Origin of the sequence: Hymenobacter jeongseonensis (genome assembly GCF_015694725.1) — a bacterium.
Lineage (GTDB): Bacteria > Bacteroidota > Bacteroidia > Cytophagales > Hymenobacteraceae > Hymenobacter > Hymenobacter jeongseonensis.
In genome coordinates this window covers 91,447-116,009 of the sequence record NZ_JADQDQ010000007.1, presented here as the reverse complement: position 1 = coordinate 116,009, position 24,563 = coordinate 91,447, and the positions used below count along the sequence as shown (strand labels likewise).

Here is a 24,563-nt window from a genome sequence, read left to right as displayed (position 1 = left end):
CTTCATGCCACCTGTTATTCTGGGTATCAATTGCAGTGGATTTCATTCGTCGGCGTGCCTGCTGGGCCCGGCGGGCGAAGTGCGGGTGGCCATTGCGGAAGAACGGCTCACGCGCATCAAGCAGGACAAATCGTTTCCGCGCCGGGCCATTCGGTATTGCTGCGATGCGGCCGGGATTTCGCTGGCGTCGGTCACCGACGTTTTCATTGGCTGGAACCCCGCTTCGTATCTCACCAAATCGGCCCTGAGCGGCCAAACGGCTTTCCAAGACCGCGGCCAGCTGGCCCAGCTGGCCATGGCCGAGTTGGCCAGTCTGTCGGGCGGTGTTGCCAGCGTTGGCCAAACCCTGACCGACTTTTCCGGCAGCCAAACCCGGCTGCACTACGTCAACCACCACCACGCGCATTTGGCCAACGCGTGGTTTCCGTCGGGCTTTGCCGAAGCTGATTTCTTCATCGCCGATGGCTTTGGGGAAACCACCACGGGTCTGCTGGGCACGGGCACGCCCGCGGGCCTCGCCGAGCTGGCCGCCAACCGCACGCCGCACTCGTTGGGGCTGTTTTACTCCGCTTTCACCGAGTTTCTCGGCTTTCAGCCCAACGGCGACGAGTGGAAAATAATGGCGCTGGCCGCCCGCGGCGATTGGCGGAAATACTACGAGCAGCTCCAGCCCCTGCTCACTGTAACCGGCCTGCACTACGAGGTAGACCTGAGCTATTTCGAGTTTTTTCTGCCCTTCACGCCGCATTATTATTCGCCCAAGCTGGAAGCGTTGCTGGGCCCGGCGCTGGCCCGCAACGCCCCACTCACCCAGCGGGAATACGACATTGTGGCTGCCGTGCAGCATCTGGTAGAAGAAGTGGTGGTTGAGCTCCTGGCCAACCTGCACGCCCAAACCGGTCAGCGCCGCCTCGTGCTGGGCGGCGGCGTGCTGATGAACTCCGTGCTTAATGGCAAGCTGCGCCACCGCACGCCGTACGAAGAAATTTTCATCGGCGGCACACCCGACGATACCGGCATCAGCGTGGGCAGCGCCCTGTATGGCCGGCAAGTTGTGCTAGGGCTGCCAGTGCCCGCCGACGTGTCTGCGTCTCACAATTTCTTCGGACGCGAGTACTCTGATGCCGCTATTGAAACCGAGCTGCAGCGGCGCAAGCTGCGCTATGAGCGGCTGGCCGAAGTGCCGGCTGCGGTAGCGGCGCTCTTGCACGCCGGGCTGGTGATAGGCTGGTTCCAGGGAGCTTCGGAGTTTGGGCAACGCGCGCTGGGCCACCGCAGCATCCTAGCCGACCCCACGCGCCCCGACATGAAGGGCCGCGTAAACGCCAGCATCAAGCACCGCGAAGGCTTCCGGCCTTTTGCGCCGGCCGTGCCGGAGGAGCGCCAGCACGAAATCTTCGATTTGCCGCCTGGCGAAACCGCTTATTTCATGGAAAAAGTGTTTCCCCTGCGCCCCGAGGTGCAGGCCCGCCTGCCCGCCGTGACGCACGACGACGGAACGGGCCGCCTGCAATCTGTGCGCGCGGCCGACAACCCACTTTTTCACCAACTGCTGCTGGATTTTGAGCAGCTGAGCGGCTTTCCCGTGCTTCTCAACACGTCGTTTAATGTAAACGGCATGCCGTTGGTCGAGTCGCCGGCTGATGCCCTGGACTGCTACTTTCAGTCCGGCTTAGATGCCTTGGTGCTGGGGCCTTTTTTGCTACGCAAGTAAGGGTTGGCTTCTGGCTTTCATCCTGGTGCTTGATGGGGGCTGCCAACTGGGCGGTTCCACCTGTGCGGCAACCGCCTTAGCCCGTACCTTCGTGGCACGAACCATCACCGAACATTCGGCTCTATGAATCAATACGACGTCACCGTCATCGGCTCCGGTCCTGGGGGCTACGTGGCCGCCATCCGCTGCGCCCAGCTCGGCCTCAAAACGGCCCTCATCGAGAAATACCCCACCCTGGGCGGCACCTGCCTCAACGTGGGCTGCATCCCCAGCAAGGCCCTGCTCGACTCCTCCGAGCACTACCACAACGCCCATTCGGTGTTCCAGGACCACGGCATCGGGCTGGAAAACCTGACCGTCGACATGAACCGCATGATTGACCGCAAGGCCGGCGTGGTGAAGGCCAACGTGGACGGCATTTCCTACCTGATGAAGAAGAACAAAATCGACGTCATCACCGGCGTTGGCTCGTTCATCGACAAAACCCACATCAGCATCGCGCCCACCGGCGGCGGCGAGGCGCAGCAGATTGAAACCAAAAACGTCATCATCGCCACCGGCTCCAAGCCCACGGTGCTGCCGTTCATCGCCCAGGACAAGGAGCGCATCATCACCAGCACCGAGGCCCTGAACATCCGCGAAGTGCCCCGGCACATGATTGTGATTGGCGGCGGCGTGATTGGCCTCGAAATGGCCTCCGTGTACGCCCGCCTCGGCGCCAAAGTCTCGGTGGTCGAGTTCCTCGATTCGCTCATCCCGACCATGGACCGCGGCTTGGGTAAGGAACTGAAGCGCGTGCTGGGCAAAATCGGCATCGAGTTTTTCCTGAGCCACAAAGTGACAGGCGCCACCCGCGAGGGCGACAGCGTGACCGTGACCGCCACCAACCCGAAAGGGGAGGAGGTGAAGTTTGAAGGCGACTACTGCCTGGTGGCCGTGGGCCGCGTGCCCTACACTGCCGGCCTCAACCTGGAAGCTGCGGGCGTGGAAATGGAAGAGCGCGGCCGCATCAAGGTCGATGCCCACCTGCAAACCAACGTGCCCGGCATCTACGCCATCGGCGACGTGGTGCGCGGCGCCATGCTGGCCCACAAGGCCGAGGAAGAAGGCGTGTTCGTGGCCGAAACCATCGTGGGCCAGAAGCCGCACATCAACTACCTGCTCATCCCCGGCGTGGTGTACACCTGGCCCGAAGTGGCGGGAGTGGGCTACACCGAGGAGCAGCTCAAGGAGCAGGGCAAGGCCTACAAAATCGGCAGCTTCCCCTTCAAAGCCAGCGGCCGTGCCCGCGCCAGCGGCGACACCGACGGCTTCGTGAAGGTGCTGGCCGACAAAACCACCGACGAAATCCTGGGCGTGCACATGATTGGCCCGCGCATCGCCGACCTCATCGCCGAAGCTGTGACCGCCATGGAATTCCGCGCCTCCGCCGAGGACGTGGCCCGCATGAGCCACTCGCATCCCACCTACGCCGAAGCCATGAAAGAAGCGTGTTTGGCGGCTACGGAGAACCGGGCCATTCACATGTAGTTGCGCCTCTCGATTATGGAATTGCCACTTTCAATTGAAGAGCTGAAACAAGAGCTGGAGCGCGCTTTGCCTGACTATTCATACTATATCAATAGCTACTTATTTGATAAAGTATTGATAGCTAAAAAGGCAAATTTCAGCGGTGCTGAAATCCGGCTAACTAAAAAGCAACTGAAAGTTGGCTATTGTGTTCCGAGTACCTGGGGCGCTTCATTTGCTGCGAACTTCGGCTTGTTAGGGGTATTCGTGGTTCGCAAGTTTGTTAAAGACGCTTTGGAGCCTAGAGACAGCGTTCTGGAATATTTATCCGCTCGCTATTCTCCTGTCAAAAAGGGATTGTAGATGATTCTCTAGCCCTGCGGTAGAAACTGAAAGAGGCTGAAGCTCCTGTAGCTTCAGCCTCTTTTTATTTAGCTTCGTCTCCGATTGCCATATCTAAAAATTCTAGCCAATGCCTTTGTATCTACGCTTTTCCTCACTTTTAGCGCCCATGTTGCTGCTTGCCCATTTGGGAATATGTCAGTCAGCCGGGCTTGAAGCAGTAACACAATCTTCAAAGCTTGAGGCGAGCAAGAAATACGAGGCCGCTTATGAAGTACTGGATAAAATCGACCCGAAAGACCAGCTACCAGACGTATTCTTGCAAAAGGAAAAGCTACTGCTTGATTACTATTTAATTACCCTCAATTTTCAAGGGTTTGGCCTGAAAGACTTGGCCCCAGGCGAGACAGTAGAAAAACTGCGCGGCAAAGAAGGACAATACAGCATGCACCTGCTCGATATTCCCCAGAAGCTTGCGCAATTGCGCAAGCGGTTTCCGCAAGACTACCGCCTCTGCAAAGGACTAGGTGACTATTACTACCGGGCCATGCTCTGCCACTGCGGCGAACAAGACAAAACCGAAGAACAGCTGCTCAGGTTGGTGATTGAAAACTACGAGCAGGCGCATGCGCACCAACTAGGGGATTTCATGTCTTACTACGCGGTAGGGTATGCTTACTTGGTGCAGAAACAGGCCCAAGCCAGCGTCGCGCCGTTTGAGAAATCCATTGCTTTGAATTCAAAGTATCCCGATGCGCCCTACAACCTGGCGTATGCCCTGTGGCAATTGAAGAAACCTGCCGAGGCCACACCGTACGCTCAGGCATCTTTCCGGCTCTACTCCGACCCCGCGATGAAAGCCGATGCTGCCCGCATGTTGGGTGAGCTCTACCAGCAGCAACAGCAACCCGCCGAGGCCCTCAAAGCGTGGCTACAGAGTCTGGAGTTGCAACCAAAGAGCTACGCCACCCTGCGCAATCTGCTGGAAATCTCTGTAACTAGCCATGCACCGGAGGCCGCCAGCTGGGCTGCGCGCCTCTATCAACTCAATCCTGCCGACGACCAGATGTTCATTGACATCATGGACATTTACCAGGCCCAAAATCAATGGGCTGAGGCCGAAGCGTTTTTCAGCAGCCAATTGCCGAATGCGCCTGCCGAACCCACGGCGCAGGGCCTGCTGCACATGTATATCGCCATCCTCAACATGCAACTCAAGCGGCCAAAGGTGGCCTGGCCGCACTTCCTCGTAGCCCAAACGCAACTTAAAAAGGTAGTGAAACCGGAAAATCCCCTGTTTCAAATGATTAATAGAGGGCTGGCAGAAAGCAAGCAGTAGTTTTTGGCTTTCTAGTGCTTATCCAGCTCCCGGCCTGTTTGCTCGCCCCTGTGCTCGCTGAGTTTATGCAGTTGATGGCGCCTCGCCAAAGCTTCCGCATGCCCGCCAACCGTTTCAGGACAACAGACCTGGCTGCGGTTAGATGCTTCGACTCTGCATATCCTAATGCTCGGATTACGTTGCCACCACCAGTTCCGAAGTAGCTACACCCCTCAGTGGTCGTAGCTCACGACGCGGGTGATTCTCCAGGTGCCGGCCTGCTGCTGCCACACCATCACGAATTTGGAATTTCCGCAGTCTTGGCGGCCGTTCTCGATGTGGCAAAACCGTTGCGTGGCGATGTGCATGGCCCCGTAGTCTTTCACCGGAAATACTTCCAGCGTGCCCGGCACCAGTGTGCGGCTGATGTCGGGGCTTTGGGCGAACAGGCGCGCGAAGCCTTCCTTGGTCTGTGCGAAGTTGCTCAGGCCGCCTTTGTCGTGGTAAAACTCCACGTTATCGGCGAAGTAGGACATGAGCTTGTCCGCGTCATGGGCATTGAAGGCAGCAAACATTTCTGTGTCCAGCCTAGCCACCGTTTGGTAGAGCTCATCTTTGATGAGCGGTTTCGGAGCAGCCGCCGGCAGCGGTTTGGCCAGTTCGGCTTTGCGCGGCGTGCTTTGGGCGCGGGCGGTGGTGCCGGTAAGGGCCGACAGCAACAGGAAGACTACGAAGGAATGACGCATAACCGAGAACGATGATAAGAAACAGTTTGATATTAATCCCACAAGTTGCCAGCCCGGTGTAGAGACGCATATTTGCGTCTCGTCGTTGAACAGAATCGACCAACGACGAGACGCAAATATGCGTCTCTACAGCAGAACGATGCTTCGCTCAAACGCTCCTCCCATGCCCCGTACCGATACCTACTCCCAGGCCCAGCCCGCTAGCCGCGCCGAGTGGCGGCAGTGGCTGGCCGAGCACCACGCCAGCCTGCCCGGCGTGTGGCTGGTTTATTTCAAAAAAGCCAGCGGTCAGCCCAGCGTCACCTATGTCGAAGCCGTGGAAGAAGCCCTCTGCTTTGGCTGGATTGACTCGCTGCCCCGCAAGCTCGACGCCGAGCGCACGCAGCTGCTCTTCACGCCCCGCCAGCCCCGCAGCGGCTGGAGCAAGGTGAACAAGGAGCGGCTGGAGCGCCTCGAAGCCGCCGGCCAGCTCATGCCCGCCGGCCTGGCCGCCATCGCCCGCGCCAAGCAAAACGGCACCTGGGAAAGCCTCGACGCCGCCGAGGCCGGCCTCGTGCCCGACGACCTGGCCACTGCCCTGGCCGCTGATGCTGCCGCCGCCCGTCACTTCGCCGCCTTCTCGCTCTCGGCCCGCAAGGGAATTTTGACCTGGGTGCTGGGCGCCAAACAGCCCGCCACCCGCGCCCGCCGCGTGGCCGAAACCGTGCGCCTGGCTGCCCTGAACAAGCGCGCCAATTTCGACCGGGAGTAAATGCTGCCGGACATTCCGCGTTATTTGGGTAATAGTTGGCAGCAACTCCCTTGCCTCGCCACTGCTGGCTGCCTAAGTGGCCGGGTGTTTCGGGCGAAGCAGTGCTGCTTCCGTCGCCCCATTAGTCACCATGAAGCTATACATTAAATACATGGTCAGCGTGCGCTGCAAGGCGGAAGTGCAAGCCAAACTTGATAAGCTCGGGCTGCACTATGGGCAGGTCGACTTAGGCGAGGTGGAGTTCAAGCAGGACATCACCCCGGAGGAGCACGACCAATTGCAGCGGGAGCTGCAAGACTTGGGTGTCGAATTGCTGGACAAGGGCCACGGCGAACTGATTGAGCAGGTGCAGGCCATCATCGTCGACTTGGTGCACCACGCCGATACCCTGCCAAAAATGAAAAACTCTGACTACATCAGCCAGCAGCTGAACCGGGATTATACCCAGTTGGCTACGTTGTTTTCGGAAGCCACGGGCGTTACCATCGAGCGCTCCATCATCCGGCATAAGATTGAGCGGGTGAAAGAGTTGCTAATATATGATGAGCTGAACCTCACTGAAATCGCCGATAAGTTGAACTACAGCAGCGTGGCGCACCTCTCCGGCCAGTTCAAAAAGGAAACCGGGCTGACGCCGACTTTTTTTAAGCAGCTTAAGCGGAAGAAAAATGTGGCCTAAGCAATTGGGAATGATGTAAATAATCGTGCGAATTGTGTAAGGAAGCTGGGGCGAAAGAAAGGGAGCTTTGCAAAATGCAAAACTCTTTATCCTTCAATTCCGCCGTATGAAACAGCGCTTACTACTTCTCCTCTCCTTTACCTTGCTGCTGAGCTCTTCACACAGCAGCTTTGGCCAGAACACGCCGCCACCTTTGGGCCTTGCGGCCGGCTTCGCAATGTTCACTGCGGTTGGTGCCATAGATAACAACGGCCCCAGTGTCATCAATGGCGACATTGGTACCGATGCGGGTGCTTTTAACGGGTTTCCTCCGGGTGTAATAAACGGGGCCATTCACGTAGCCGACACGCGCTCGACGCAAGCAGCTACGGCGGTTCAGGGCGCCTATGGCCACATGTCGGCCATTGTCTACAATTCGCTGGCAATTTTCGGCGGCACGCCCGCCGTGACACTAACTCCCGGTGCGTACACCGTGGGCGGCGCCTCGACTCTAGCCGGCACGCTGATTCTGGATGGTGGCAACGACCCGAACGCGACGTTTTATTTGCAGGTAACCGGCGCCCTAACCACGGCTCAGAACTCGCAGGTGCTGCTAATCAGAGGCGCTAATGCCAACAACGTGTACTGGCAGATTGGCGGACTGACTACTCTAGGACAAAACTCGGTGATGCAGGGTACTTTGCTGGTCGACGGAGCCATTATCATGATTGCGGGCGCGCAACTGACCGGCCGCGGCCTTTCGCGTGAGGGTGCCATTACGCTGACGTCGGGCACGGCTACGCTGCCGAGCTTCCTGGCAGCTCCGGTAGCAACCTCCACCGTTTGGTTGGGCAACCGTACCACGAATTGGTTTACGACTACCAACTGGTCGAACGGCGTGCCTACCAGCCTGCTCAACGCCATCGTACCCACCAATACGTCGCCCTATCCGGTAATTGGCAGTGGCGATGGCATGGCCAATAACCTTACCATCGGCACTGGTGCCAGCCTGACCATGAACGGTGGCACGCTGGATGTAAAAGCCAGTCTGAACAACAGCGGCACCATCAGTGCCACGGCCGGCACCACCAGCCTGAGCGGCATCACCACGCAGCTCATCGGCGGCAGCGGCAGTACCCAGTTCTGGAGCCTGAACGTTGCAAATACGGCCGGCGCCCTCCAGACTGGTGCCGTAAGCATTCACGGCGTGTTGGCCCCCGCCAGCGGCAACCTGACCACCAACGGCCGGAAGCTGACGCTGCTTTCCGACGCCGCCGGTACGGCCTTGGTGGACAACAGCGGCACGGGCAGAGTAAACGGCAACGTCACGGTGCAACGCTACATCGCCTCGGCCAACAGTGGCCTGGGTTACCGCCACTACAGTGCCCCAGTTTCGGGCAGCACGGTGGGCGACCTGGCTACGGCCGGCTTCGCTCCCGAAATCAGCCAGGGCAGCGTTTACAACACCTCGGCCACGCCGGCCACCACCACGCCGTTCCCCACCGTGTTTGCCTACGACCAAAGCCGCCTGGCTACGGTTACCAACAATAACTCGGCTTTCGACAAAGGGTTTGTGGTTCCAGCCAGCCTGGCCTCGCCGCTAGCCGTGGGCCAGGGCTACGTTGTCAATATTAGCGCTTCGCAGCAGGTTGACTTTGTGGGTCCGCTCACCAACGGCACCCAGACCCTGAACCTGAGCCGCAACGCCGCTGCCTCGGCCAACGCCGCAGCCGCCGGTTGGCAGCTGGTCGGCAATCCTTACCCCGCCCCGCTCGACTACAGCCGTGTGGCTGCGAGTGACCGCACCGGTCTGGATGCCGCCATCTACGTGTACGCCAGCTCGGGCCCCTACACCGGTTCCTACCGCAGCTATACCAACGGCATCGGCAATCCCGTGCTGCCCGTGGCCCAGGGCTTCTTTACCCGCGTGAGCACTAGCCAAACCACCGGCTCACTCACCTTCCGCAACAGCCAGCGTCTTACCACGCTCAACGGCACCACCTTCCAACGCGCCACGGCCGACACCCGTCCTCTGGTGCAGCTCGAACTGCGGGCCGGCAACGGTAATGCCGATATGCACTATGCCTACGCCGAAACAGGGGGTACGCCCGGCTTCGATGCCCAGTACGATGCCCTGAAGCTGCCCAACACCACCGGACTGAATCTGGCCAGCGTGGCCACCACCAGCGAGTCGCTTGCCATCGACGGCCGCCCAACCTTCACAGTGGCCACCGTGCTACCACTGACTGTTGGCGTACCCGCCGCCGGTACCTATACGCTGGCTGCTGCCACGCTCGCCAACTTGCCCGCCAGCCTCGATGCCCTGCTCACCGACGCCGCTACCGGCCAAACCGTGAACCTGCGTTTGCAGCCCGTTTATTCTTTTAGCGTAACCAGTGCGCAAGCCGCCGCTTCGATAACCGGTCGGTTCACGCTTCACTTCGCCGCCCGCATTGCCCTCGCCAACGCGCACGCCCTGATGGCCGCCGAGGTGACGCTCTACCCTAACCCGGCTCACAACACCTTTACGGTGCTTGTGCCGGCTATCGCTGGGGCTACACTGGTGCAGGCCAACCTGCTCAACGCGCTTGGCCAGGTGGTGCGCCGCCAGAATGCTGCAATGGCGGCCACTGGCGCCCGCCTTGCCGTGGAGGCTACCGGCTTGGCCGCTGGCGTGTACACCCTGCGCCTGCAGGTTGGCGCTACCACGCTGGCCAAGCGCGTCGTGATTCAATAAATTAACCAAGGCCGGTTCGGTTCACGCAATGGGCCGGCCTTGAGGCGTTCTTAACGTACCCCATTCCATGAAGTATCTTCTTTATTCGGCCACGCGCTTGCTGGCCCTGTGTGTGCTGACCAGCTTGCCCACTTTTGCCCAGCCCAGTTCGGGCGGCCCGACGCCTGCCAACCCGCTCGAACCAGCTGCGGTTCCCATCGACGGTGGTGTTTCGCTGCTCTTAGCGGGTGGTGTTGCTTATGGTATCAAACAGCTTAAAGCTCGCCGCGTGGCAGGCCGGTCCAGCAAATAAGCATCCCGCACCGGCTGCTTGGTGGTAATTTCCCACTGCTAGTCGCCACGGAGAACCGGGCCATTTACATCGTGCCCCGCCCTACGGCAGAAACGAAGAGGCTGAAGCTACGGGAGCTTCAGCCTCTTTTCGTATTGGTCAATATACAGCTTGCCTATCAACACACGCTGGCTTATTTCAGCACGTCTTTCAGCTCTTTCAACCGGACTAGTTTGTCGGAAGCGATGAATTTCTGCAGCCTGGCCGCCATCGCCCGCGCCAAGCAAAACGGCGCCTGGGAAAGCCTTGATGCCGCCGAGGCCGGCCTCGTGCCCGACGACCTGGCCACTGCCCTGGCCGCTGATGCTACCGCCGCCCGTCACTTCGCCGCCTGCTCGCTCTCGGCCCGCAAGGGGATTTTGACCTGGGTGCTGGGCGCCAAACAGCCCGCCACCCGCGCCCGCCGCGTGGCCGAAACCGTGCGCCTGGCTGACCTGAACAAGCGCGCCAATTTCGACCGGGAATAAGGGCGGAAACAGTACGGTCCTGCGAGGCATAGCCGAAGCAGCACTACCGGGCCGGAGTCGCCATCTTTCATTCGCTTTTCTTGCGTTGAGAGACGTTACGGCACGCGTTTCGGGTTTCTGCTGTTTGATAGCCTGAGGCCGCAAATCCACGTAGTTGCCCCTATGTATTCCGAACCGACTTATCTGACGGCGCGCATGGCTGCGCCCCGGGTGGAAGCCCACTTTGCGCGGCACCGGGAGTCCAGTGTGGAGCAGGCTTCCCGGCTGGCCTCGCCCCCCGAAACCCATTGCGTGGAAGCCATTATCGACGTGGCTTTCTGGGCCAGCATGCGGCGGGAGGAAGGGCACGCACCCCGCATTTCGTTGGCGCTGCTGCCACCCGAGCAGGCCCGCCAGCCGCTGGTGTTTGGCCAGCGGCGGCGCCTCACGCCCCACAACCTGCTGAAGCTGGCGCCGGCCGTGGAGCAGCCCGGCATCCATTTGGGCGTGTGGCACGATGCCGACGGCCTCTACGTGTGGGGCACGTCCACCATTATTCCGCCGCTGTGCTTTGTACTGGAAGTGGTGGAGCCCGGCCTGCTGGTGGTGAAGCACCGCCGCGTGGGCGGCTTCGGCAAGTTTGTGAACGTGGCCGTGCTGCGCGGCGACCACCTGCAAATGGTGGACGAAGAGCACGGCGGCCTGAGCGACTGCCCGGCCCTGCGCGCGTTCCTGCCGGGCCGCAGCCTGCCCACCGGCACCGGCGAAACCGATAACGTGCTGCTGGAACTGGCCGCCGCCATGCGCCTCCACGGCCGCGGCGGGCTGGTGCTGGTGGTGCCGCCCGGCTCCAGCCAGTGGCAGGTATCGGTGGTGCAGCCCCTGACCTACGCGGTGGCGCCCGCCTACAAGGGCATCCGTGCCCGGCAGCGGCCGGGGCAATCGCGGCGGAAGTGGCAGAGCAAGCTGCACCGCAACATTCGGATTGTGGGCGGCTTTACCGCCGTGGATGGCGCCACCGTCATTACGCAGGAGTACCATCTGCTGGCCTTCGGAGCGAAGGTGGCCCGGGCCAAAGGCAGCACGCCCGTCGACAACATGGTGCTCACCGAGCCGGTGGTGGGCAGCGAAGCGCAGCACGTGCACCCCGCCCAAAACGGCGGCACCCGGCACCTAGCCGCCGCCCAGTTTGTGCACGACCAGCGCGACGCCATCGGCCTGGTAGCGTCACAAGACGGCTATTTTACGGTGTTTGCCTGGTCCGAATCGCTGCAGAAAGTGCACGCCCACCGGATTGACGTGCTGCTGCTCTAAAATGGCCGGGCCGGCGCAGTTGCTGGGCAATGAGTTGCGGCTGAATACCTTAACTGTAGGTGCCGTAACTGCCCAGTAGCGAAAAAGCAGCCGGCCAAAAAGGAAACCTTACCCCGTCGCCTTGCGAATAACGTAACCTGTTGGGCCGCTGGTGCTACCGCACTGCCCAACGGGCTAGTTCTTTCCTTCTTTCCACCCGGTACTTACCTCCTACGGCTATGGGCAAAGGCAAAAAGAAAAAGAAGCACTCGAACAACGACCCAGTATCGGAAGATTTGCTGGATGCCGCTGCGCTATCGGTCCGGAAGTTTCGGAAAGTGACCAAGGAAATCCAGAAGCTCAGCACCGGCCAGAAAGTGGTGGGCGGGCTCGCGCTGGTGGCCGCCGGCCTCGCCTACCTGGCCCAGCACGACTTCGAAACCGAGGCGACCGACGCGAATAAGCCGGCTACTACCGCGCCCCACGCCCACGCTCTTCATGCAGCCGACGCCACTCCTACGGATGAAGAAAAAGCTGCGGCCAATGGCAAACCCCACGTTCCCCGGAAAAGCCGAAAAACGCCCAAAGCCAAAATCGAGAGCTAACGCCGCGAGCGCACCAACCAAGCGGCGGAACCCTGCTGCGTGGCCGCAGCCTACCGCGCAACGGGCCACGCCGTTTCGTAGCATCCACTCCCCATATTTCCCAAAACACCATGAAAAAGAACAAGAAAGCCAAAGCCGCCAAAACCAAGGCCGGCAAGAAAACTTCCCTGCTCGGCGGCGCCACCAAATCTCTTAGGAAACTAGGACGAGGCACCGCCAACGGCATCGGCGGGCTCAGCACCACCTCCAAAGTGGTGGGCGGCGCCGCGCTGGTAGCCCTAGGCCTGAGCTACTTTAACAAGCGCCGGAACAACACCGCTGCCGCCACCGCCAAGACCTCCGCCGCCACCGCGGCAGAGCAGAGCCTAAGCGCCATGGACGACCGCGACGAAGACCAGGTGTAGGGCTTAAGCAGCCGCTCGCACCCAACAAAAAGAGGCTGACGCTCCGGGGAGCATCAGCCTCTTTTTGTTGATAAGAATCCGGTTTAAACCGCGGGCGCGGCTGGGGCGGCGGGCGGCGGCGTGGCACTGGCCTTTTTCACGCGCACGGCGTTGGGGCCTTTGGGGCCCATTTCCACCTCGAAAGTCACCTTGTCGTTCTCGCCAATGGGGCCGCTGGCCAAGCCGTTGGCGTGCACGAAAATGCTTTCCTGCGTCTGCTGGTCTTTGATGAAGCCGTAGCCTTTGGAATCGTTGAAAAAACTCACGATGCCATTGCGCACGGGGTCGTCGTCGTCATCGTCGGTGCGGCGGGCCACCCCAATCTGGATGTCCTCGTCCTTGATGATGCGCTTCTTTTTGGGGTCGGGCGGGGTGGCGGAGATGTTGCCATCCTCGTCCACGTAAGCAAACATTTCTTCCAGCGGCTGGCCGGCTTTGGCGTTGGCCTGGCGCTCGGCTTTGCGCTCTTCCTTCTCGGTTTTCTTCTTCGCCCGCTTCTTTTCGTTGTCCTTCTTACCAAAAGTCTCTTGTGACCTACCCATAGTTTTGTACTGCTAAATCGTTGTATCTGTTTTTCCTAATTGAAGTAGAGGAACAAAACAGAGGAGTGGATTATTACGAAGATACGCAATATTAAGGCGCGTTCATCGGGTCTGCTAGTGAATAGTTGCCCACCGCTCAGCTTGCCACTTAGCCTGCTGCGCGGGCGTGAGGAAAGTCCAGGCCACGAGGCGGCTTTTTTTCTGGCCCTGAGCCATGTCGATGGTGCGCACGACGGTGGCTCCGGCGGTTTTCAGGGCTCGGTATACGCCCGGAAGGGTTTCTTTTTTTGATACCAAACTCGTGTACCAGTAGCAGGAGCGGGGCCGCCGGCCGCTTTCCTGCACCATGCGCCGAATGAAGGAAGCCTCGCCCCCTTCGCACCACAATTCATTGTTTTGGCCGCCAAAGTTCAAGGCCGGCCGCGGGCCGCGACTAGTGCCTAGGTTGGCGGTTTTGCGCTGGCTACCGGCGGCCGCGGCTGCGGCTGAGGCATGAAACGGTGGGTTGCACATCGTGAGGTCGAACACTTCGCCGGCTTGGATAAGGCCGTCGAAAATGCGGGTGCGAGCGGGTTGCAGCCGGCACTCGATGGCGCCGGCCAGGCTGGGGTTGGCCGCCTCAATTTGCTGGGCGGCGCGCACGGCAACGCCGTCCACATCGGAGCCCACGAAGTGCCAACCGTATTCGCGCCGGCCGATGATGGGGTAAATGCAGTTGGCACCCACGCCCACGTCGAGCACCGTAATTTCTTCGCCGTGCGGCAGCGTGCCGCCGTTGCTTTCCGCCAGCAAATCGGCCAGATAATGCACGTAATCGGCCCGGCCAGGGATGGGCGGGCAGAGGTAGCCCTTCGGAATATCCCAGTGCTCAATGCCATAGAATTGCCGCAGCAACGCCCGGTTCAAGGCCTTTACAGCGGCGGGGTTGGCGAAATCAATCGACAGGTTGCCGTACTGGTTGGCCTGCACAAAAGCGGCTAGCTCGGGGCTGCGCTGGCTAAGCTGTGGGAAATCGTAGGCCGCGCGGTGCGGGTTGCGCGGGTGCAACTGGTCTTTCTCAAGAGCGGCGGCGGGGAGTGGTGGCTTCATGGGGAGCGGTGCGGTGGGACCGCAAAGGTACCAAGCCTGCCACACGGGCCGGGGTCGCGACTCTCAAACGGTTTTATACAGATACCAGCCATCACCCAAGGGTTTGAGTACGATGAGGCGGTCGGGGTGCATGGCCGGGAGCAGGGCTTTGGTGGGCTGGTAGAGCAAGCCCACGGTGCTGCTCACTTTGCCGCCAATGACGAACTCCAGGCAGCTGGTGCATTCGGTTTCGCGGCGCGTGACCTGGGCCAGAAACAGCTTGCGCAGCAGGTCGTGCACGGCTGGGTCGGCGTTGGCGGCTTGCTCGCCGGCAGATGGGGAGAGGGACTGAGCGGAAGCGAAATACTTGCCGGCTTGCACCAGGCGCAGCAGCTTTTGAAAATCGGGGCGGTTGCTGGTGAAGTGCGCGGCAATGTCGGCATCGGCGCTGGTCCACAGCTTGAGGTTGCCCAAGGTGAAGGCGTGGCTGGCGTCGGGGTGCTTGAGGTCGTAGTCGGCTACTTCCGCCGGTTTCATGCCCGCCAGGATTTCGACCATGGGCGGCCCCAGGTGTGTCATGGCCAGGTTACGAATGGCAAGTAGCTTCCAAGAACCCGCTTCCTTGCCGAAGTGCAGGTAAAAATCCTTGCGGTCTATCGAGTCACGTAGTTCCACGGCGACAACAGCAGTACTAAGACTTTGCTGCACCAATTGGCACGCGCGTTGGAGGCGGGCCGGAATCTGCTGGCCCAGGGTTTCGCGCTTGGCTTGGCCCGCGGCCTCGCAGCAGAGGTATTCCTTCATGGCTGGCCAGCCCCCGGGGGCCACAAACTGCTCGGCAATCTGCAGCGGCTCGAGGGGCTCAAGCGCCGAAGCGGGCCACGGCAGCCACAGCAATAAGACCAGGAATACGTGCTTCATCAACAAACCTAACCCCGAAACAGCCGGATTTGATTCCCGCTTACTCTTGTCCTTGCTACCCTTGCTAACCAATGCCCATGTTTCTTTACAAACATGAATCAACGCTTCCTGCATCTGGTTATTGGCTTCATTTGCCTGCTACTCGCTCCGGGCGGGGCAAGGGCCCAAAAAGTGCCCCTCACGCGCCAGCAGTACCAGCAGGACTTCGATTACTTCTGGAACACCATCCGAACCGATTACTGCTATTTCGCCCAAAAGCAAACCGATTGGAATCAAGTTCGGGCCCTGTACCGCCCCCAACTCGATACGTTGAGTAGCCGCCGAGCCTTTGTCCGCTTGCTCGAATACGCGTTGGCCGAGCTATACGACGACCACGCGGGCCTCGGCACCAACCGCCTCGATTCGCGGCGCCTCGTGCCTTCCGGGACTGACGTCTGGGCGGAGTTTGTGAATAACGAGGCGGTGGTCCTCGCTGTGCGGCCCGGGCTTGGGGCCGAGCGCAGCGGCGTACGCCCCGGAATGGTGTTTACGCAGGTAAATGGCGTGCTGGTAGAGGAGGCTATCCGTCCGTTTCTGCCCCGCGCGCTACGGCGCCCCGATGCCGCTGCGCGCAACTTTGCGCTACGCCACCTGCTGGCCGGCGACCACCTCAGCCCCCGCACCTGGACCCTGCGGACCGACGGCCGCCCCCTCACGGCCCGCCCTGATGAGCCCATCATGAAGCTCGAAAACATCACCTACCCTTCCCGCCTCGAAGCCCGGCGAATTGGCAACATGGGGTACCTCAAAATCAACAACTGCCTGTTTGATAACGGCCTTATCGCGCCGTTCGACAGCGCCCTTACGGCCCTGATGGAAACCCAGGGCCTGATACTGGACCTGCGTGAAACACCCAGCGGGGGCAACTCCACGGTAGCCCGGGCCATTATGGGGCGGTTTATTGCCAGCGAAGGCCCGTACCAGCGCCACGAGCTCACGGGAGAAGAAACCCAGACCGGCATCCGCCGCATCTGGCTCGAGTACGTGGTGCCCCGCGGCCCGCGCTATGCCGGGCCGCTGGTGGTGCTGGTGGGCCGCTGGACGGGCAGCATGGGCGAGGGCTTGGCCATCGGCTTCGATGCGCTGGGCCGCGCCACCGTGGTCGGTACCGAAATGGCCCAGCTCAACGGAGCTATTTACTCCTATCGCTTGCCCAATTCTGGCATCGGTTTCAATATTCCGGCCGAGCGGCTCTTCCACGTCAAGGGCCAGCCCCGCGAAACCTTCCGCCCGCCGGTCTACATCGACTTGAAAACTGCCGCTAAAGGCCAATCTGCCGCCACAGACCCAGTATTGGGGAAAGCCCTTGATTTGCTAGCCAAGCAGAAAAAATAAGCAGCGCTAAACGCTTAGCGGCGGGGGGCGGGCCCTTTGCTGCGTCCGCCCGGGGCAGCTTTGCCTTTGGAGGCGGGTCGGCTGCCGGTGGCACTGGGGCCTTTGCTCTTGGGACGGGCCGCGCCTCCAGGGCCGGCTTTGGCGGGGCGCTTGCTGGCGCCCGGGCCGGCCGCTTTTTCGGGCCGGGGGCCCCACCAGCCGTTCGCGGAAGGGTTCTTTTGCGAGGGCGGGCCGGACTTGGGGCGGCGGTCCACAGCGGGTGTTTTGGGGGCGCCGCTTTTGGGGGCGCGCCGGCCGCCCGAGGCGTCTTCGGTACCGCTCGATTTCGCCACCATTTTCATGATGCCGGCCAGCTCTTGCGGGGTTAGCTCGCGCCAGTCGCCCACGGGCAGGCCTTTCAGCGTCACGTTCATGATGCGGACGCGTTCGAGTTTCACCACTTCGTAGCCAAAATGCTCCACCATGCGGCGAATCTGGCGGTTCAGCCCTTGCACCAGCGTAATGCGGAAGATGTAAGGGGTTTCCTTCTCAATCAGGCAGGGCTTGGTGACGGTGCCGAGCATGGGGATGCCTTGGGCCATTTCCTCCAACATGCGGTCGGAGAGAATCCGATTTACCTGCACGAGGTATTCCTTTTCGTGCTTGTTGCCGGCGCGCAGGATTTTGTTCACGATGTCGCCGTCGCTGGTTAGGAAAATCAGGCCCGATGAATCCTTGTCGAGCCGGCCAATGGGGAAGACGCGGGCCGCGTGGTTCACGTAGTCCACGATGTTGCCGCGCACGCCGGGCTCGCTGGTGCTGGTCACGCCCACCGGCTTGTTGAAGGCCAAGTACACGGCATCTTCGGCTTGCTTGGGCTCCAGCTTGTGGCCGTTCACGCTCACCCGGTCGCGCGGGCCCACTTGGTCGCCCACCTGGGCCGGCTTGCCGTTGAGCAGCACCATGCCCTGCTCGATGTATCGGTCGGCTTCGCGGCGGGAGCAAAAGCCGCTTTCGCTGATGAATTTATTGAGGCGGGTGGAGGAAATGGGTGGCATCGGCGAACGGAAATAAAACGGGATAACGGGCTACAACCCGCAAGTTAGAAAGCCCAGCGTAGGCACGGCCCTTGCGTCGACCTCGCTCGGTGCCCCGCGTTGGCAGAAGTCGTCCGTTAATCATCCTGAGGGTGGCCTTTTACTTCTGTCCAGGACGCCGCTATCGCACCGGCCAAACCCGGCACCCCAACGGTGACGAAACCGTGAGCACCTAAGCTCCTCAACAACCTCGGCGTAAACCAAGCCGTATCAGCGTACAAAAAATGCAGCATTGCATTTTTTGTACGCTTATTTTTTGCAATCATGAATACCAAAGTCCTGAGCCTGCTGGTGGCTGCCACCATGGCCACCGCCGCTTGCCAACAAGAAAAAACAACCGAAACCACCACCACGACCACGCCCGTTGGCGCGGATACGGCGGTGGTCGTGACCGACGACGTGACTGCCCGTGACGACGCCCGCCGCCTCGCCGCCCGGGTGGCCGAAGACCTCAAACTGACCGACACCGTGGTGGTGACGCGCATCGAAAAAACCTACTACACCCGCGGCCGGACCTTGGGCGAGCTCGAAACCCGCTACGCCACCGACACCACGGGCCGCTACCTCGCCATCCGCGAAGCCAACGACCGCGCCGACGAAGAAGTCCGCACCACGCTCAACAACCCCGAGTATTACAACACCTACTCGGCCAACCGCGCCAACTACGGCGACGGCCCGTACTCGGTGGCTCCGGCTCGCGTGGCCACGGCTAACACCGGCACCCGCACCAATAGCGTAAGCCAGGGCTCGGGCATCAAAAAGCTGGAGCGTGAAGGCGACGGCGACCGCAAAACCAAGTACATGAACGACGCCAAAGTGAAGGTGGACGACGACGGTTCGCGTAAAGTGAAGCTGGCCGACGGCACAAAAATCAAAATCGACGAAAACGGCAACCGCAAGGTGAAAAAGCCGCTGTTCTAGTCACCGCTTACCAAGACAAAAAGAAGCCCGTTCCAACTCTGGAACGGGCTTCTTTTTTTAGGGAAGTTATATTATTGGGTCATGCAGAGCGCCGCGAAGCATCTCGCGTGCTGCCACTAACCCTAACGATTGGCTTACTACCCCGAGCAAGATGCTTCGCGGCGCTCTGCATGACGGAAACCAATATTCTCAGTCCACCAACATGCTCGAAAAACTGGCAATTATGCCTTTTCCGCCTTGAAGCCGGCTTCCTCTACCAGCGCCACAACTTGGTCTTCGGTTAAATCGCCGGTAACGGTCAGGACTTTATCCGGGTTGGCTGTGTCTACTTGCCAGGAAGTGATGGATTTTTCGCCGTTCAGCGTGGGCGTTACGGCCCGGATGCAGTTGTTGCAGTTGATGTTGGTTTTGAATTGGAGCGTTTTCATAAAAGCGAAAGCGGAAGTGCCTGAAGCAGGCGGGGTCAATAAATAAAAGAAACAGTCAAAAGTAGCTGAGCGTGCGCTGGGGCTGGTATAGCATTAGGCTTCTAACGGTCAGGATTTGGCCCATAGGCACATGAATCAAGCCTGATTCCCAGTCCCCAATTAGCGCACGGGCAGCACCGGATTTAGGTCCGACGGCGGCGTGAGCGGCGGCGCGTCGAGCTCCTGCGGGTGGTCGCCGAGGCCGGTTTCCTGGTGCGCGGCGAAGTACTGGGCCAGGGCTTTTTCGCCCACCAGCCAAAACACCACCGGCGTCACGATGATGTCGAGGAAAGTGGAGCTGAGCAGGCCGCCGAGAATCACGGTAGCTACCGGATATAGAATTTCCTTGCCCGGCGCGTCCTTGGCCAGCGTGAGCGGCACCAGCGCCAGCGCAGCTACCAAGGCCGTCATCAGCACGGGCACTAGGCGTTCGAGCGAGCCCCGAATTATCATCGGTATGCCAAACTTTTCGCCTTCGTGCTCCACCAAATGGATGTAGTGCGAAATCATCATGATGCCGTTGCGTGAGGCAATGCCCGTGAGCGTGATGAAGCCCACCAGCGAGGCAATGCTGAACGTGCCGCCTGTGAGCAGCACCGCCACCACCGAGCCGATGAGGGCCAGCGGAATGTTGAGCATAATCTGGCCCACCATGTAGCTGGATTTGAAGTGCGAAAACAGCACCAGGAAGATGCCGGCCAGCGAAAACAAGCTCAGCCACAAAATCTTCTGCGAGGCCGACTGCTGGCTCTCAAACTGCCCACCGTAGGTGAGGTAGTAGCCCGGCGCCAGCTTCACCTGCTGGCCGACTTTCGCCTGAATCTCCTTCACCGTGGAGCCCAAATCGCGCTCCGCCACGTTCAGCGAGATGGTGATGCGGCGCTGGGTGTTTTCGTGGTTGATGGTGTTCGGGCCGGGCTCGTACACCACATCGGCCACCTGGCTCACCGGAATGAGGGCCCCGGTGGGGGTTTCAATACGGGTTTGGCCGATGGCGGCCAGGTCGTTGCGCTGGCTTTCGGGCAGTTTCACAACGAGGTCGAACCGCTTCTGCCCGTCTATCATCTGCGACACCACGGAACCTTGAAAAAGGGTTTCCAGGTCGCGCACCACTTCGCCGCGTTCCATGCCGTAGGCGCGCAGGGCCGCGTCGCGGGGCCGGATGAGCAACTGCGGAATCTGCACCTGCTTCTCGACTTGTAGGTCAACCACGCCGGGCACCGTGCTGGCGGCGTCGCGCACCTCGTTGGCGAAGCGGCGCAGCTCCAGCAAGTCGTTGCCAAATACTTTGATGGCCACCTGGGCCCGCACGCCACTCAGCAAGTGGTCGAGGCGGTGGGAAATGGGTTGGCCAATGTTTACGTTCACGCCCGTAATCAGGCCGAGCTTCTGGCGCATATCGGCCAAAATTTCGTCGCGGCTGCGCATTTTCCGGCCTTCCTTCTCCAACTCGGCTTCGGTCTTGAAGGCCACTTCGATTTCCGAGTTGTTCACCGATTCGGCGTGTTCGTCGAGCTCGGCGCGGCCGGTGCGGCGGGCGGTGTAAGCCACTTCCGGAATCTTGAGCATTTGCGCTTCGCCCAGCGTGCCCAGCTTGTTGGACTCGGTGAGCGAGGTGCCGGCCGGGGCCGAGAAGTTTACCGTGAGCGAGCCTTCGTTGAAGGGCGGCAGAAACTCGGTGCCAAAGAAGGGCACCATGGCCACCGCCATTCCGAAGAGCACCGCCGTGGCAGTGAGCACCAGTCTGGGGCGCTGCAGGCCCCAATGCAGCAGGCGGGTATCTTTCTTTTTGAGCCAGCGCACCAAGCCACCGTCGGTTTCGGGGTGGTCCATCTGCTTCATTTTGGGCAGCAGGTAGTAGCACAGCACCGGCGTCACGGTGAGCGACACGAACAGCGAGGCCACAATGCTGGTGATGTAAGCAATGCCCAGCGGGGCGAAAATGCGACCTTCCATGCCCTCCAGCGCAAACAGCGGCAGGAACACCAGCACCACAATAATGGTGGCGTACACGATGGAGTTGCGCACCTCGCTCGACGCCGCGTAGATGACCTTGAGCACCGGCCGTGGCTGGGGCAGCTGCTTGTTTTCGCGCAGTCGGCGGTACACGTTTTCCACGTCCACGATGGCATCGTCCACCAGCTCGCCGATGGCAATGGCCAAGCCGCCCAGCGTCATGGTGTTAATGGAAATGCCCGCTACGCGAAAGACCAGCGCCGTGACCAGCAGCGACAACGGAATGGCCACCAGCGAAATAAAGGTGGTGCGCACGTTCAGCAAAAAGGCAAACAGCACGATGACGACCAGAATGGCGCCGTCGCGCAGCGCCTCCTCCACGTTCGTTATCGACGACTCGATGAACTCCGACTGCTTGAATAGGCGGGTATTCACCTGCACGTCTGGTGGCAGCGAGGGCTTGAGCTCAACCAGGGCTTGCTCTACGGCGGCGGTGAGGCCCACAGTGGTCGCGCCGGGCTGTTTCTCGATGCTGAGAATGACGGCTGGCTTGCCGTTCACGCTGCCGTCGCCGCGCTTGAAGCGGGCCCCAAATTCCACGTTGGCCACGTCGGCCACGCGCACCGGCGACTGCTCGCGGTACCCGACAATGATGTTCTCGATATCGGCCACCGAGCGCAGCCGGCCCAGGTTGCGGATGAGAACTTCGGAGCCCTGCCGGTCGAAAAAGTTGCCGGTGGTGTTGAGGTTGGAGCTGCGCAGGGCTTCTTCCACCTGGTTCACGGTGATGCCCGTGGCATTGAGGCGGGCCATGTCGAGCAGCACTTGGTACTGCAGGTTGTCGCCGCCGATGGGAATGACCTGGGCCACGCCCGGAATGCTGAGCAGGCGCTGGCGCACGGTGTAGTTGGCCAGCGTGCGCAGGTCGGCCGCGTTGGTTTGCGGGCCGCCCGACAGGCCCACCAGCATAATCTGCCCCATCACCGACGATATGGGCCCCAGCACCGGCGTAATGCCGGTGGGAAGCTGCTCGCCCACGGTTTGCAGCTTTTCGCTCACAATCTGGCGGGCCGTGAAAATGTCGGTGCCGTAGTCAAATTCTACGAACACCATGCCCAGCCCGATGGCCGAATTAGAACGCACCGCCGACACGCCGGTGGCCCCGTTCAGGGCCGTTTCCACGGGCAGCGTCACCAGGGCTTCTACTTCCTCGGGAGCCATGCCGGGCGTTTCCAGGAACACGGTCACGCGGGGCCGGTCAAGGTCGGGCAGCACGTCCACGGGCAGTTGGCGGGCCGTGTAGGAGCCGGCCACGAGCAACGCCACGGCAAAGGCCAGCATCAGCAGGCGGTTTTGCAGCGCAAAGCGAATTATGTTGTCGAGCATTTACTATGGAGAAGTAAGAACGAAACTCCCCTCCTTACCAAGGAGGGGACGTTGCGACTGCAGTCGCAACTGGGGTGGTTACGCCGGTTGCGTAGTTGGGACGAGTCGTTCGGGCGTCATTCTAAAATCGTGCAACGAGCGCAACCACCCCCGTTCGAGCCTGCGGCTCGAACATCCCCTCCTTGGCAAGGAGGGGAGTTTGTCGTTCGGCTTATTGGTTGAGGTAAATGGACTTGAGCTGATACGTGCCCGTGCTCACCACCCGGTCGTTTTCCTTCACTTCGCCCTGCCGCAGCACGGTTTGCTGGCCGTTGAAGGCGCCGGGCTGCACGTAGCGAATTTTGAACCGCTCGGGCTCGGTGTGCACAAACACCACGGGCTTGCCGTTGAGGTCGGTGACGGCCGAAGTGGGCACCACCAGCTGCTTCTGGCCGCTGTCGCTTTGGCCCAGCACCTGTACGTTCACGGCCTGGCCGGGGCGGTACGGGCTGCCGGCGGCGCCATCCAGTTCCAAAATCAGCTGGCGGGCCTGGTTCACGGGGTTCACCACGTTGCTGAACACCACCAGTCGGGCCGGCGCGCTGGCCTGTCCCTGCAATCCTTCGACTCGAAACTGCGCGCCGGGCGTGATTTTAGCTAAATCCTGGGCAAATACCTGAGCTTCTACGCGCAGCTTGCCGGGGTTAAGCACCCGAAACAGCTCGTCGCCCTGATTCACCTGCTGGCCCACGGCCAGATTAAACACGTCCACCGTGCCGCCGATGGGCGAAGTAATGCTGACACGCCGCTGCTGGGCCTGCCCGTTGTAGATACTGGCGTTCTGCCGGGCCTGGCGCAGGCGTAGCTCGGCGGCCACTACGTCCTTACGGGCGGCGATGTCGGCGATGGTTTGGAGGCGGGCGTAGTCTTGCTGCGCGGCGCGCAGTTCGGCCTGGGCATTGGCCCGCTCGGTGCTGAGGCCGATTTGCTGGGTGGCATCCAGCGTTTGCTCGATGATGGCCAGCGTTTGCCCGGCCGCTACCTTTTGGCCCACCTGCGCCGCCAAAATTACAACGCGGCCGGCCTGCGGCACCACAATGCGGCCTTCGCCGCCCGCCGCTGCCGACACGTTGCCGAAGAGCGTAGCCCGGCTGTAGGTAGTAGAGTAGCTGGCCAGATTGGTGCGCACTTCGAATAGAAACTGGCTTTCCTTGGGCAGCAGCACCTCGTCGGTAAGGGCAACGCCGGTGCCGGCTTTGGCCTCGTTGCCGTGGTCTTCGCCATCGTGGCCCAGCACCGCGGCGGGCGGGGGCAGCAGCACTGTCAATACCAGTCCGGCCGTGGCCGCAGCGGCCAGGAGTTTATGCTTGCTTTTCATAGACTGCAGGAGTTGGATTTGAAATAGCAACGGGCCGCGCCGGACGTCGGCGCCGCATCAGCCACGCTGTGAGGGCGATGCCGAGCGCAAAAGCGCCCACCAGGGCCAGCACGGTTTTCCAGGACGAGAACAAGCCGGGTGCTGCCGTGGCCGGAGCTGCCGCCACCGGCAGTTTTTCACCAACTTCAATGCCTTCAAGCAGCATTAAGTCGGCGCGTTCGCCGGCCACGATGTTGGCCGCGAAACTGTAGGTTTTGTTGGCTGGGAATTGGCCTTCCACCATGTAAATGCCGGGCTCCTGCTCCGTCGCGGTCCATTTCAGGGCGGCATCTTCCGGGGTGGTCAGGGTGAGTTTGGCGCCTTTGATGGGGGCGTTGGTGGCGTAGTCGGACAGGAACAGGCGCAGGTGCGCGGGCTGGCCGCCTTCCAGCGGCTCATAGCGCAGCAGCACCTCGAACTGTGCCGACAGCGCCGCCACCGAGAAGGTAGTGGCGCCGCCCGGCGTGGCAGCGGTGGCGTGGTCGCCGTGGTCTTCGCCCCCGTGGGCGTGAGCCGGGCCGATGAGCAACAGGCCCAGCAGTAGCATTACGAGCTGTTTCATG

General features: G+C 61.0%; 23 protein-coding genes. 14 read left to right on the top strand and 9 right to left on the bottom strand.

The annotated features are described in order from the left end of the window. The first annotated feature begins 4 nt into the window (after positions 1-4). The 4 genes from I2I05_RS14840 to I2I05_RS14825 all read left to right on the top strand — a co-directional run bounded on the left by I2I05_RS14840 (position 5) and on the right by I2I05_RS14825 (position 4,904). The gene (locus tag I2I05_RS14840; RefSeq protein WP_196283061.1) at positions 5-1,714 is read left to right on the top strand and encodes a carbamoyltransferase family protein; all 1,710 of its coding nucleotides are present in this window, start codon (positions 5-7) and stop codon (positions 1,712-1,714) included. A 123-nt stretch (positions 1,715-1,837) separates the two neighbouring features. Beyond that, complete coding sequence (gene lpdA, locus I2I05_RS14835) at positions 1,838-3,244, top strand: dihydrolipoyl dehydrogenase (protein ID WP_196283060.1); 1,407 nt, start codon at positions 1,838-1,840, stop codon at positions 3,242-3,244. A gap of 15 nt (positions 3,245-3,259) precedes the next feature. Further along, positions 3,260-3,586: a hypothetical protein gene (locus I2I05_RS14830; protein WP_196283059.1), complete on the top strand. Its 327-nt coding sequence runs from the start codon at positions 3,260-3,262 to the stop codon at positions 3,584-3,586. A gap of 148 nt (positions 3,587-3,734) precedes the next feature. Further along, on the top strand, positions 3,735-4,904 hold the full coding sequence (locus I2I05_RS14825) for a tetratricopeptide repeat protein (protein ID WP_196283058.1): 1,170 nt from the start codon (positions 3,735-3,737) through the stop codon (positions 4,902-4,904). Positions 4,905-5,116: 212 nt separating this feature from the next. Here the strand turns inward: I2I05_RS14825 and I2I05_RS14820 are convergent, their stop codons facing one another. Continuing rightward, a complete protein-coding gene (locus tag I2I05_RS14820; RefSeq protein WP_196283057.1) occupies positions 5,117-5,629 on the bottom strand; it encodes a nuclear transport factor 2 family protein in 513 nt (170 codons plus the stop codon). Positions 5,630-5,792: 163 nt separating this feature from the next. Here I2I05_RS14820 and I2I05_RS14815 point away from each other — a divergent pair, with 163 nt between their 5' ends. The 8 genes from I2I05_RS14815 (at position 5,793) to I2I05_RS14780 (ending at position 12,854) form a co-directional block, all read left to right on the top strand. Next, positions 5,793-6,380, top strand: coding sequence for a YdeI/OmpD-associated family protein (locus I2I05_RS14815; RefSeq protein ID WP_196283056.1), 588 nt, complete (start codon positions 5,793-5,795; stop codon positions 6,378-6,380). A 130-nt stretch (positions 6,381-6,510) separates the two neighbouring features. Next, positions 6,511-7,059, top strand: coding sequence for a helix-turn-helix domain-containing protein (locus I2I05_RS14810; protein WP_196283055.1), 549 nt, complete (start codon positions 6,511-6,513; stop codon positions 7,057-7,059). Between the two features lie 106 nt (positions 7,060-7,165). Then, positions 7,166-9,775 (top strand): ice-binding family protein, encoded by a 2,610-nt coding sequence (locus tag I2I05_RS14805; protein ID WP_196283054.1) that lies wholly within the window; start codon positions 7,166-7,168, stop codon positions 9,773-9,775. Positions 9,776-9,842: 67 nt separating this feature from the next. Further along, the gene (locus tag I2I05_RS14800) at positions 9,843-10,067 is read left to right on the top strand and encodes a PID-CTERM protein-sorting domain-containing protein (RefSeq protein WP_230688356.1); all 225 of its coding nucleotides are present in this window, start codon (positions 9,843-9,845) and stop codon (positions 10,065-10,067) included. Between the two features lie 224 nt (positions 10,068-10,291). After that, the gene (locus I2I05_RS14795; RefSeq protein ID WP_196283053.1) at positions 10,292-10,573 is read left to right on the top strand and encodes a YdeI/OmpD-associated family protein; all 282 of its coding nucleotides are present in this window, start codon (positions 10,292-10,294) and stop codon (positions 10,571-10,573) included. A 162-nt stretch (positions 10,574-10,735) separates the two neighbouring features. Continuing rightward, positions 10,736-11,866, top strand: coding sequence for a putative sensor domain DACNV-containing protein (locus tag I2I05_RS14790; protein ID WP_196283052.1), 1,131 nt, complete (start codon positions 10,736-10,738; stop codon positions 11,864-11,866). 218 nt (positions 11,867-12,084) lie between these two features. Then, a complete protein-coding gene (locus I2I05_RS14785) occupies positions 12,085-12,450 on the top strand; it encodes a hypothetical protein (RefSeq protein ID WP_196283051.1) in 366 nt (121 codons plus the stop codon). Between the two features lie 110 nt (positions 12,451-12,560). Then, positions 12,561-12,854 (top strand): hypothetical protein, encoded by a 294-nt coding sequence (locus I2I05_RS14780; RefSeq protein ID WP_196283050.1) that lies wholly within the window; start codon positions 12,561-12,563, stop codon positions 12,852-12,854. A gap of 83 nt (positions 12,855-12,937) precedes the next feature. Here the strand turns inward: I2I05_RS14780 and I2I05_RS14775 are convergent, their stop codons facing one another. The 3 genes from I2I05_RS14775 to I2I05_RS14765 form a co-directional block, all read right to left on the bottom strand. Further along, positions 12,938-13,435 (bottom strand): cold-shock protein, encoded by a 498-nt coding sequence (locus tag I2I05_RS14775; protein WP_196283049.1) that lies wholly within the window; start codon positions 13,433-13,435, stop codon positions 12,938-12,940. Between the two features lie 114 nt (positions 13,436-13,549). Then, positions 13,550-14,524 (bottom strand): 23S rRNA (adenine(1618)-N(6))-methyltransferase RlmF, encoded by a 975-nt coding sequence (gene rlmF, locus I2I05_RS14770; RefSeq protein ID WP_196283048.1) that lies wholly within the window; start codon positions 14,522-14,524, stop codon positions 13,550-13,552. Positions 14,525-14,587: 63 nt separating this feature from the next. Next, entirely contained in the window at positions 14,588-15,424 is an 837-nt protein-coding gene (locus I2I05_RS14765; RefSeq protein ID WP_196283047.1) for a hypothetical protein, read from the bottom strand. Positions 15,425-15,517: 93 nt separating this feature from the next. Between I2I05_RS14765 and I2I05_RS14760 the strand changes: the two genes are divergently transcribed. Next, positions 15,518-16,798: a S41 family peptidase gene (locus tag I2I05_RS14760; protein WP_196283046.1), complete on the top strand. Its 1,281-nt coding sequence runs from the start codon at positions 15,518-15,520 to the stop codon at positions 16,796-16,798. Positions 16,799-16,812: 14 nt separating this feature from the next. On the opposite strand, the gene rluF is transcribed toward I2I05_RS14760, so the two are convergent. Then, positions 16,813-17,835, bottom strand: coding sequence for a 23S rRNA pseudouridine(2604) synthase RluF (gene rluF / locus I2I05_RS14755; protein WP_196283045.1), 1,023 nt, complete (start codon positions 17,833-17,835; stop codon positions 16,813-16,815). A 303-nt stretch (positions 17,836-18,138) separates the two neighbouring features. Here rluF and I2I05_RS14750 point away from each other — a divergent pair, with 303 nt between their 5' ends. Then, positions 18,139-18,795 (top strand): hypothetical protein, encoded by a 657-nt coding sequence (locus I2I05_RS14750; protein ID WP_196283044.1) that lies wholly within the window; start codon positions 18,139-18,141, stop codon positions 18,793-18,795. A 221-nt stretch (positions 18,796-19,016) separates the two neighbouring features. On the opposite strand, the gene I2I05_RS14745 is transcribed toward I2I05_RS14750, so the two are convergent. From I2I05_RS14745 to I2I05_RS14730, 4 genes are all read right to left on the bottom strand, one after another. After that, entirely contained in the window at positions 19,017-19,223 is a 207-nt protein-coding gene (locus tag I2I05_RS14745) for a heavy-metal-associated domain-containing protein (RefSeq protein WP_196283043.1), read from the bottom strand. Positions 19,224-19,382: 159 nt separating this feature from the next. Next, positions 19,383-22,604 carry an efflux RND transporter permease subunit gene (locus tag I2I05_RS14740; protein ID WP_196283042.1) on the bottom strand — a complete coding sequence of 1,074 codons (3,222 nt, stop codon included), beginning with the start codon at positions 22,602-22,604 and terminating at the stop codon, positions 19,383-19,385. A gap of 211 nt (positions 22,605-22,815) precedes the next feature. Further along, complete coding sequence (locus I2I05_RS14735; RefSeq protein WP_196283041.1) at positions 22,816-23,961, bottom strand: efflux RND transporter periplasmic adaptor subunit; 1,146 nt, start codon at positions 23,959-23,961, stop codon at positions 22,816-22,818. Next, the gene (locus I2I05_RS14730) at positions 23,945-24,562 is read right to left on the bottom strand and encodes a hypothetical protein (protein ID WP_196283040.1); all 618 of its coding nucleotides are present in this window, start codon (positions 24,560-24,562) and stop codon (positions 23,945-23,947) included. Before I2I05_RS14730 ends, I2I05_RS14735 begins: the two co-directional genes overlap by 17 nt. Position 24,563: the final 1 nt, after the last annotated feature.